The sequence below is a fragment of the Polaribacter sp. genome, from assembly GCF_024639685.1.
Taxonomy (GTDB): domain Bacteria; phylum Bacteroidota; class Bacteroidia; order Flavobacteriales; family Flavobacteriaceae; genus Polaribacter.
In genome coordinates, this window is record NZ_JAHEHX010000004.1 from 66,900 (window position 1) to 76,957 (window position 10,058).

Sequence of the window (10,058 nt, forward strand, 5' to 3'; positions counted from 1 at the left end):
AGTTAATGTTTTTCTGTAAGTTTGTAGAGAACGTTTTACTCAAAATTGCAATGCAATCAACCGAATATCATGGCCTAAAAATAGTTGATTCAAACCAAACTAAGGTCAACGATTTTTTAGTCATAGAAGCCCCTTTACAAATTAATATTAATGCAGAACCATACACTGTAGTAATGAGAACTCCTAGCAATGATTTCGAATTAATAAGAGGACTACTTTATGCAGAAGATATCTATAAAGCTAATAAAGAAATAGAATTTACAATTATAGAGGAACAAGAAAATATACCAACTATTATTAAGGTTACGATACCAGATAAAGAATTAGGAAAAGGGTATTTAAACAAAAGAACACTCCTATCTGTATCCTCTTGTGGTATTTGCGGTAAAAAAGAACTAAAAGACCTAACGTTTGACGGTAAAAAACTAAAAGATTCTTTTACACTAACAGCTAACCATATTCATAAAATGTATACTGTTATGAATTCGCTACAAGAAACCTATATAAAAACAGGAGGTAGCCATGCAGCAGCCTTGTTTTCATCTACCAGAAAAATGTTAAGTGTTAACGAAGATATTGGTAGGCATAATGCTGTAGATAAAGTAATAGGTGACTTAATTTTAAAAAACAACCTTAAAGAAGCTTTTTATTTGTTGGTGAGTGGCAGAGTTTCTTATGAGATTGTCACTAAAGCATTTATTGCTAAAATACCAATTATTGTAGCTGTTTCTGCTTGTTCTAGTCTAGCTGTAGACTTTGCAAAAGAATTTGGCATTTGCCTAATTGGCTTTACTAGGCAACATAAAATGACTGTATATGCAAATACAAATGCAATAATAAACACTGTCGCTGATGAGTAAACGAACAAATGCACAAAATCCTGAAAAGTTTACAGGAATAGAATTGAGAGCAATACCTAAATCAGCAGTAGGATTTAAAGCAATTTCATCGGCATTAAAGCATGTTAAAGATGAAGTTGGAATCGCCAAAGGAATTGGTTTGTTAAAAAACTTGAATCAAACCTATGGTTTTGATTGTCCTGGGTGTGCATGGCCAGATCCTGACGAGAAAAGAGCTTTTTTAGCTGAATACTGCGAAAATGGAGCAAAAGCAATTGCCGAAGAGGCTACAAAGAATAAAGTTTCTCCTTTATTCTTTGCTACCTATTCTGTAGAAAATTTAGCAAAACTTTCTGACTACGAAATTGGAAAAAAAGGAAGAATTACTCACCCTGTTTACCTTCCTGAAGGAGCTAGCCATTACAAAGAAATTAGTTGGAAAGATGCTTTTGAATTGATTGGAAAAGAACTTAATGATTTAAATAACCCTAATGAAGCTATTTTTTACACCTCTGGAAGAACAAGTAATGAAGCTGCCTATCTTTACCAACTTTTTGTCAGGCAGTTTGGTACAAACAACTTACCCGACTGTTCTAACATGTGTCATGAGGCCAGTGGAGTCGCATTAACTGAAACTTTAGGAATTGGAAAAGGATCTGTGACTTTAGAAGACTTTAACCATACAGACCTAGTTGTTGTTATAGGGCAAAATCCAGGAACTAATCATCCAAGAATGCTATCTGCATTAAGAGATGCTAAAAAAAAAGGGAGTAAAATTATAACTATTAATCCTTTACCAGAAATAGGATTAATGAACTATAAAGACCCTCAAAACCCTTTAAAATGGATAGGATCTGGACAAAATTTAACCGATATCTTTTTACAAGTAAAAATTAATGGAGATGTAGCCCTATTAAAAATAATTCTAAAATTAATGGTCGCTAAAGAAGAGGAAGATACAGGTGCTGTTTTTGATTATACATTCATCAAAGAAAAAACAAAAGGAGTCGAAGAATTATTAGATGATTTAGACACCTATTCAATTGCTTACTTGTTACCACAAACAGGGTTAAATTTGGCTGAAATACAAGAAGCGGCGAATTTAATTATTAGCTCTAAAAAAATAATTTTTTGTTGGGCAATGGGCTTAACACAACATAAAAATTCTATAGACAATATTAGAGAAATTGTTAATATTCTTCTTTTAAAAGGAAGTATTGGAAAGAAAGGGGCAGGTACCTGTCCTGTTCGAGGACATTCTAACGTACAGGGAGACAGAACAATGGGAATTTGCGAGAAAATGCCTGACAACTTCTTAGACAAAATTGATGCTGAGTTTGACTTTAAATCTCCTAGAAAACACGGTTATGATGTTGTTAACGCTATAAAAGCAATGTATCAAAAAAAGGCGAAAGTCTTTTTTGGTATGGGCGGTAATTTTATTTCTGCAACACCAGATACAGAATACACTGCGACTGCTTTACGAAACTGTAAATTAACAGTACATGTATCCACTAAACTAAACAGAAGCCATTTAGTTCATGGTAAAACAGCTTTAATACTGCCTTGTTTAGGAAGGTCAGAAAAAGACACACAGTTCTCTGGAGAGCAATTTATTACTGTAGAAAACTCAATGGGAGTAGTACACAGTTCTAAAGGACATTTAAACCCATGTTCTGAAGATTTATTGAGTGAACCTGCAATTGTAGCTAGTTTGGCAAATGCTACACTTAAAAACACTAAAGTACCGTGGAATAAATTAGTGAGAAATTACGATTTTATTAGATCAAAAATAGAAGCTACCATACCTGGTTTTAAAGACTACAATAATAAAGTAAGAGACCCTAAAGGTTTTTATTTACCAAACAATGCAAGAGCTTCTAAATTTGATTCCACGCCTACAGGTAAAGCTAATTTTACAATAAACGAAGTTTCAGATCTAAAAATTAAAGAACATCAATTTATTATGATGACTGTAAGAACACATGACCAATACAATACCACAATTTACGGTTTAAATGATAGATACAGAGGTGTTCTAAATGAAAGACGTGTTATTTTTATGAATGAAAATGATATGGAAAAAAAGGGAATTAAAAAATTAGATATTGTAAATTTGCAAAGTCATTTTAATGGAGAAACTAGAGAAGCAAAAGGTTTTTTAGCTATCCCTTACTCCATTCCCTCACAATGCACTGCTACCTATTTCCCAGAAACTAATGTGTTAGTTCCCATTCAGAGTACGGGTAAAATTAGCAATACACCAACATCAAAAACTGTAATTATTACTATCCATAAGAGATAAATGAGAAAGAAAACAAGTATCTTCTATATTTTGATGTTTTGTTTATTGACCAATGCTCAAGAACAAGAAATACCTAAAAGACAATTCCAAAGAGCCTTTGGTAAACTAGATTTTTTACCAATAACAATGCCTGTTATTTCAGATAAAAAAGAGAAAGACATGATGTTTTCAGGCATACATTATAACCTAATGCTTACAGATTGGACTTATGCAGGTCTTGGAATTTATGGAGCAGTTAGAGGAGAAAGAGGAGGTTTCTTTACACTAGGTTTAAATGCAGGTATTAAACACTATTTTTACAATAATACTTATGTAGATGCTGGTATTCACTTTGGTGGCGGTGGCGGTGCAGCAGCCCCAGATGGCGGAGGTGCATTTATATTACCACATATAAACTTAGGCCACGATTTTAAAATGTTTTCTGTAAATGCTGGGTGGAGTGCTATTGATTTTTTTGATGGAGGTCTCATTAAAGACCATCAATTTAATGTTGGCTTAGAAATACCTCTTGACTACAGTTATGCCGAAATAAATTCTTCAGAAAAAGAGTTTAAACTGGAGGAATTTAAGGAGTCTATATGGAATGTTAATCCAAAAAGAACCTCTTTAATGCTTCATCTAAATACGCTTAAAATCAAAGGAGATACTCAAGGAAAAAACACAGGTAAAACAATTAAACTAGCTGGCTTTGAGCTAGCTTCCTATATTTCTGACCGTTGGTTTACTTTTGTAAAAGTAGATGGTGCTTTTGATGGTATTAAAGCAGGATTTATGGATGTGTTTCTAGGTGGGGGCTACCACATATCTTTAAACAATAATAGAACAAACATACTTGCTAAACTTGGACTTGGTGCAGGTGGTGGAGGTGGTATAGATACTAGAGGAGGTTTTCTAATGTATCCTGATCTTTCCATAGAACAACGTGTACTTAATGACATCTATTTAGTTGTAAACAAGGGATATGTACTATCTCCAAACAAACACTTTTATACCAGTTCTTTTGGAGTTGGATTAAAGTATTATATTGAAAGAAATGGAGTAAAAAAAAGTAGAAAGTATCGTAAGGCAAAATTTAAAGGGCTCGCTATTATTACGAAGCACGACTTTTATTTTGATGCACAAAGAGATAGTAATGTAAAAAAAGATCTACATCAAATTTCTTTACAGATTAATTTGAACCTTAACAAGAATTTTTATTTAGCTGGTCAAACTTCATTTGCAAACTTTGGAGGTGCAGGTGCCTATGGAGAAGGTTTATTAGGTTTTGGCTTACAAAGTAATCTAATGTTCAATAAATCGATCTCGTTTTTTATGCAAGCTTTAGCTGGTGCTGCTGGAGGAGGTGGTATAAGTACTGGAGAGGGTTTGATTATAAAACCAAGTATTGGATTTAATTACAAATTAAATAATAAGCTAAATTTTAGAACTGCTGGTGGTCTTATAAAAGCAAAAGGAGGATCATTAAATAGTACAGCACTAAATGTTGGCATAACGTATCAAATTTCGTTTTTAAAGCTTAAAAAGTAAAAGAGACAATTAACTAAAGTCCAAAAAAACAATATTTCTAGACATAAAAATACTGATTATCAAACACATACTAATCAACTTAAAACTCAAAAAATGTGTATGTTTGAATCTTTAAAAACATAAAGTACTGTTTATTATAATTTTTTCAGATTTCAAATAAATTAGTGAGGTAACTTGGCTTTAAATAATCCATAAAGAAAAGTTCCTAAAATTGAAGCAATAATAACAATTAAAATAGGTGTAAAACCTACACCAATTAAAGTAAACATTGGTCCTGGACATGCACCTGCTAAGGCCCATCCTAGTCCAAAGATAATTCCACCAAACATATAGCGACTAAAGCTTTTAGCTTTTGGATTAAAGCGAATAGTTTCACCATAAAAGGATTTAATTTTAAACTTTTTGATGAATTGTACCACTATAATACCAATTACTAATGCAGAACCTATAATGCCATACATATGAAAAGATTCAAATTTGAACATTTCATAAATACGAAACCAAGAGGCAGCTTCAGATTTAAACATTGTAATTCCAAAAAGTATTCCGATAAATAAATATATAAGTGTTCTCATTTTTTTAAAATATTAAAGGGAATAAAATATGAATCATTACCATACCTCCAATAAAAAAGCCAATAACAGCAATAAGTGATGGTAATTGCAAATCGCTTAAGCCAGATATTGCATGTCCAGAAGTACATCCACCAGCATATCTAGCTCCAAAACCTACAAGAAGACCTCCAATAGCTAAAACTACAATTGTCTTTAAATTAAGTAACGATTCCGTTTCAAACAATTCTGTTGGTAAATAGGTTTTGCCAGCACTAGTAAAACCTAACAAGTTCAAATCTTTTATAGTATCAGGGTTGATTGATACAGCCATATCTGCTGTTAAAAAATGAGATCCGATAAATCCTCCTATTATTGCCCCTAATATTACAACTAAATTCCATTTTTGGGATTTCCAATCAAACTTAAAAAAAGCTGTTTTGTTACCTGCACCGCAAATGGTACAAATTGTTCGAAGATTAGCAGACATCCCAAAGTTTTTACCTACCATAAGTAGTAAAAACATAATAAAAGCAATCATTGGACCCGATACATACCAAGGCCAAGGCTCATAAATCCAATTCATATTATATATATTTTATACAAAGAAAAGTTATTAAATTACAATAGTTGGTAACAACTGTTACAGATTACTAATTCAAAATAAAGAAGCACGCTAATATCTTAGAGTACTTTTTTAATTTAGGCAAGTATTCCACACAATAAATTAAAAATAGTGTTTACCCTGCTTTTTTAAAGATTTTACATGCTTTACTACTTCGATTACTACTCATACAATACATGTAATAATTTTTGCTTTTATCTAATTTTTCAATTTCTGACATAAATTTTGATTCATTTAAAAAATCAATCATTACAGCATTTTTAATAATACCTTCTGCACACTCATTTAGTGTGTGCGTAAATCTATAATTAAAGCATTACTGTCAGTCGCAACAAGTTTTCGCCACTCTTTTTGATTTATATTTTTCATAAATAAGGTATTTTAAAGTGTGGATGGACAAACAAAATCTGAAACAGGAACACCTTCTATTTGTATTTGTTTAAAACCTCCTTCAATATTTATTAGGTTGTGTATTCCTCGATTTTTTAAAATAGAAGATGCAATCATACTCCTATACCCTCCTGCACAATGTATATAAAAAGGGGTGTTTTTCGGGAATTCTGACAAATAATTATTTAGGTAATCTAAAGGCGTGTTATTTGCCTGTAGTACGTGCTCAGATTGGTATTCATTTTCTTTACGAACATCAAAAACTGGTAAGCTACTCACCTCTAATTCTTTCTTAAATTTTGCTGCAGAAATAGAACTAACAGTATCGTATTCCATAGTAGAATTTTTCCAAGAATCAAATGCACCTTTAAGATAACCTAAAGTATTATCAAAACCTACTCTAGAAAGCCTAGTAATCGTTTCCTCTTCTTGTCCTGGTTCAGTTACTAGCAAAATTGGCTGTTTAACATCTGCTACTAGTGCTCCTACCCATGGCGCAAAACCACCATCTAATCCAATAAAAATAGATCTTGGAATATGACCTTTTGCAAATAGATCTTGATGACGAACATCTAAAATTACAGCCCCTGTTTCATTAGCTACTGCCTCAAATTCTTTAGGAGACAATGCTTGCTTGCCTCTTTGTAATACCTCTCCAATATCATCATAACCTTCTTTATTTAATTTAACATTAGCAGGAAAATATTGTGGTGGTGGCAGTAAACCATCTATAACTTCTGCAATAAACTCATTTTTTGTCATATCTGACCTTAATGCGTAGTTAACTTGTTTTTGGTTTCCTAATGTATCAACTGTCTCTTTCATCATATTTTTACCACATGCAGATCCAGCACCATGCGCGGGGTAAACAACTACATTATCAGCAAGTGGCATAATCTTTTCACGCAAGCTGTCATATAAATAACCCGCTAAATCTTTTTCAGTTAATACCCCCATTTTTTGTGCTAAATCAGGCCTACCAACATCTCCTAAAAAGAGTGTATCTCCACTAAAAATAGCGCAATCTTTCCCATCTTTATCCCTTAGTAAATACGTAGTACTTTCCACGGTATGTCCTGGAGTATGCAGCGCTACAATAGTTACTTCTCCTAATTTAAATTCTTGGCCATCTTTTGCTATTATTGCATCAAATGATGGGTTTGCATTAGGTCCAAAGACTATTGGAGCTCCTGTCTTTTTTGCTAAAGTAACATGACCACTAACAAAATCTGCATGAAAATGTGTTTCAAAAATGTATTTTACTTTTGCATGATTTACTTTTACTTTATCTAAATAAGACGTTACCTCTCTTAATGGATCTATAATAGCTACTTCTCCATTACTTTCAATATAATAAGCACCTTGTGCTAAACACCCCGTATATATTTGTTCAATTTTCATATTTCTAATTTTATTATGATATTCAAAATTATAATTTGTTTATTTACTGCACAGTAACAATAGTTACAAAAAATTATTCTCTGTTTGTTCTGCTATTTTCTTTGATATTTCTGTTTTTCTGTATCTACCATCATAATAGTCTTCTGCTTCATAAGATCTTAAAAATAAATTCTCTTTTCCTAAGATTCCAATTATACCACTTTTATATAAAATATCTCTTGTTGGGCCAGTAGTTCCAGAAAACATCACTTTTATATTTCTTAGTTTAAGTTCTTCAATTATTTTAATTAAAGCATGTGCACCACTACTATCTATATAACTAATAGCTTCTGTATTTATAATAACCAATTCTAATTCTTCACCTTTATTATTAATATGCTTGAACAATTCTTTTTTAAAATAATCTTTATTACCAAAGAATAATTGAGAGTCTATTCTTATTCCTAAAATGTCTTTTCTGTTTTCAATATCAGTATTAAAGCGAAGAATATTCTTGTAATAATTTGTGTCTTTTACCCTAGCAATTACTGCTATATGAGGTTTAGATGTTCTATACACCATAATTAATAAAGAAATTAATACACCAGATAATATACCTTCCTTAATACCAATAGTAACAGTAATCATAAACGTTAATAATAGTAATATAAATTCATCTTTTCTTTTCTTATACAATTCTTTTGGGTAAGATAAATCTATTAAACCAAAAACAGCAACCATAATTATTGCTGCTAATACTGAGTTGGGTAAATAGTAGAATAAAGGAGTTAAGAAAAGTAACGTTAAACCAACAATAAGTACACTTATTAACGGAGCAATACCTGTTTTTGCACCTGCCTGTTCATTAACAGCAGTTCTAGAAAAACCCCCAGTAGTTGGATAAGATTGAAAAAATGATCCAATCATGTTAGATGCGCCTAGAGCTACTAATTCTTGATTTGAGTCAATTTCATAATCATTTTGTTTTTCTTCTATTGCTTTAGAAACAGAAATGGCTTCCATAAAAGCAATTAATGCTAGTGTTAATGCAATTGGAGTAAGATTAGAAACTTGATTAAGTGGTATTTCTGGAAGCTGAAAAGAAGGAAGGCCACTTGGTACTTTCCCTACAATTTTAAGACCTACGTTTTGCAATTCAAAAAAGTATACTATACCAACACCTATTACTACAAGTAGTAAAGCAGCTGGAAATCTCTTGCTGAATTTTTTATTAAACTTTTTTATTACTTTTATTAATAGTATTGAAAATATGCCAATTGATAATGCATAGATGTTTGTTGCACTTATATTTTCAAAAGCATTTATTAATAAACTATGTACTTGGTTACTTCTTACAATATGAATACCTAGCAGATGTTTTAACTGACTTAATCCAATTATTATTGCTGCTCCAGAAGTAAATCCACTAATTACAGGTTTAGATAAGAAATTAACTAGAAAGCCCATTCTTAAAATACCTAATAACAATTGAATAGCGCCCATAAACAGAGACAGAAATACCGCCATAGAAATGTATTCATTAATACCCGATAAGGATAAGGCTCCTAATCCTGAGGCTACTAAAAGAGAATCCATTGCCACAGGGCCAACAGCGAGTTGTCTAGAAGTTCCCATAATTGCATATATAATTTGTGGAATTAAAGATGCATATAATCCAAAAACAGGAGGTAAACCAGCAATCATAGCATACGCCATACCCTGTGGCACAAGCATTATACCTACAGTTAAACCAGCAGTAACATCACCCGCTAAAAAAGATTTTTTATAGTTTGGTAACCATTCAAAAATAGGAAGTATTTTATGTAGTAACATACTTTTTTTTTAGTCAAAAGTAGTCGGTTACTATTTTTACTTCAGTAACATTAGTTACAATAAGCTAAATATTCTTAATTAAAATGTAGTTTCTATGCAATTCTAGTTTACCAAGATTTTCTAGTTTTTTTTTAGTAAACGAGATATTACAACTCTTGAAGTATGTAGCTCATAGGAAATCTCTTGATGTGTGTTTCGAATAATATTTTCATTATAAATTCTTGACTTTTCTTAAATCTTTAATAGAACAGGCTCTATAACCAAGCTTCAGAAAGCTATGGGGCATTCATCTATAAATGTAAGTTTAACCTACTTAAAAGGTTTAGAAATAGCAGAACTGAAAGAGGAGGATATGCCTATGGTTTAGGTATTGCTTTTTTAAAGTAAAGCAGGAAAAGGACCAAATATTATTCGTAAAGAAAGTATAATCCCAACGGAGATATATCCGTATTTATTAAGTCCTGTTATCATATGAAAAGGCTTATAGTGTTTCTTATTGATTATGATTTTACCGAAATTATCAAAGACAACAGTTCTATTACTCTTAAATTTACTACTATAATTATATGTCCATTTTTCTTCTCCTAATTGATTTTCAACCTTTGAAG

The 10,058-nt window shown here is 31.6% G+C and carries 9 protein-coding genes; 3 read left to right on the top strand and 6 right to left on the bottom strand.

Annotation, left to right across the window (positions count from 1 at the left end; translation table 11 throughout):
- Window positions 1-50: 50 nt before the first annotated feature.
- From fdhD to Q0L44_RS04020, 3 genes are read left to right on the top strand one after another with little or no spacing between them, the layout of a single operon-like run.
- Window positions 51-860, top strand: coding sequence for a formate dehydrogenase accessory sulfurtransferase FdhD (gene fdhD, locus Q0L44_RS04010; RefSeq protein WP_296635596.1), 810 nt, complete (start codon window positions 51-53; stop codon window positions 858-860).
- Entirely contained in the window at window positions 853-3,144 is a 2,292-nt protein-coding gene (locus tag Q0L44_RS04015; RefSeq protein ID WP_296635600.1) for an FdhF/YdeP family oxidoreductase, read from the top strand. The genes fdhD and Q0L44_RS04015 overlap by 8 nt, the downstream gene beginning before the upstream one ends.
- Complete coding sequence (locus Q0L44_RS04020; RefSeq protein WP_296635602.1) at window positions 3,145-4,671, top strand: hypothetical protein; 1,527 nt, start codon at window positions 3,145-3,147, stop codon at window positions 4,669-4,671.
- A gap of 161 nt (window positions 4,672-4,832) precedes the next feature.
- Here the strand turns inward: Q0L44_RS04020 and Q0L44_RS04025 are convergent, their stop codons facing one another.
- From Q0L44_RS04025 to Q0L44_RS04045, 6 genes are all read right to left on the bottom strand, one after another.
- Window positions 4,833-5,246 (bottom strand): DUF6691 family protein, encoded by a 414-nt coding sequence (locus Q0L44_RS04025; RefSeq protein ID WP_296635604.1) that lies wholly within the window; start codon window positions 5,244-5,246, stop codon window positions 4,833-4,835.
- A 4-nt stretch (window positions 5,247-5,250) separates the two neighbouring features.
- Entirely contained in the window at window positions 5,251-5,808 is a 558-nt protein-coding gene (locus tag Q0L44_RS04030; protein WP_296635605.1) for a YeeE/YedE thiosulfate transporter family protein, read from the bottom strand.
- A 154-nt stretch (window positions 5,809-5,962) separates the two neighbouring features.
- Entirely contained in the window at window positions 5,963-6,097 is a 135-nt protein-coding gene (locus Q0L44_RS11530; protein WP_366085071.1) for a rhodanese-like domain-containing protein, read from the bottom strand.
- Between the two features lie 131 nt (window positions 6,098-6,228).
- Window positions 6,229-7,638 carry an MBL fold metallo-hydrolase gene (locus tag Q0L44_RS04035; RefSeq protein WP_296635609.1) on the bottom strand — a complete coding sequence of 470 codons (1,410 nt, stop codon included), beginning with the start codon at window positions 7,636-7,638 and terminating at the stop codon, window positions 6,229-6,231.
- 63 nt (window positions 7,639-7,701) lie between these two features.
- On the bottom strand, window positions 7,702-9,450 hold the full coding sequence (locus tag Q0L44_RS04040; protein WP_296635612.1) for a solute carrier family 26 protein: 1,749 nt from the start codon (window positions 9,448-9,450) through the stop codon (window positions 7,702-7,704).
- 378 nt (window positions 9,451-9,828) lie between these two features.
- Window positions 9,829-10,058: hypothetical protein (locus tag Q0L44_RS04045; RefSeq protein ID WP_296635614.1), on the bottom strand; the 230-nt coding region annotated here is incomplete at its 5' end.

What these genes read in the sequence shown, in the direction of transcription:
- Q0L44_RS04020 (WP_296635602.1), top strand. Translation starts at nt 3,145, where the DNA reads ATGAGAAAGAAAACAAGTATCTTCTATATTTTGATGTTTTGTTTATTG.
- fdhD (WP_296635596.1), top strand. Translation starts at nt 51, where the DNA reads ATGCAATCAACCGAATATCATGGCCTAAAAATAGTTGATTCAAACCAA.
- Q0L44_RS04015 (WP_296635600.1), top strand. Translation starts at nt 853, where the DNA reads ATGAGTAAACGAACAAATGCACAAAATCCTGAAAAGTTTACAGGAATA.
- Q0L44_RS04025 (WP_296635604.1), bottom strand. Translation starts at nt 5,246, where the DNA reads ATGAGAACACTTATATATTTATTTATCGGAATACTTTTTGGAATTACA.
- Q0L44_RS04035 (WP_296635609.1), bottom strand. Translation starts at nt 7,638, where the DNA reads ATGAAAATTGAACAAATATATACGGGGTGTTTAGCACAAGGTGCTTAT.
- Q0L44_RS04040 (WP_296635612.1), bottom strand. Translation starts at nt 9,450, where the DNA reads ATGTTACTACATAAAATACTTCCTATTTTTGAATGGTTACCAAACTAT.
- Q0L44_RS04030 (WP_296635605.1), bottom strand. Translation starts at nt 5,808, where the DNA reads ATGAATTGGATTTATGAGCCTTGGCCTTGGTATGTATCGGGTCCAATG.
- Q0L44_RS11530 (WP_366085071.1), bottom strand. Translation starts at nt 6,097, where the DNA reads ATGATTGATTTTTTAAATGAATCAAAATTTATGTCAGAAATTGAAAAA.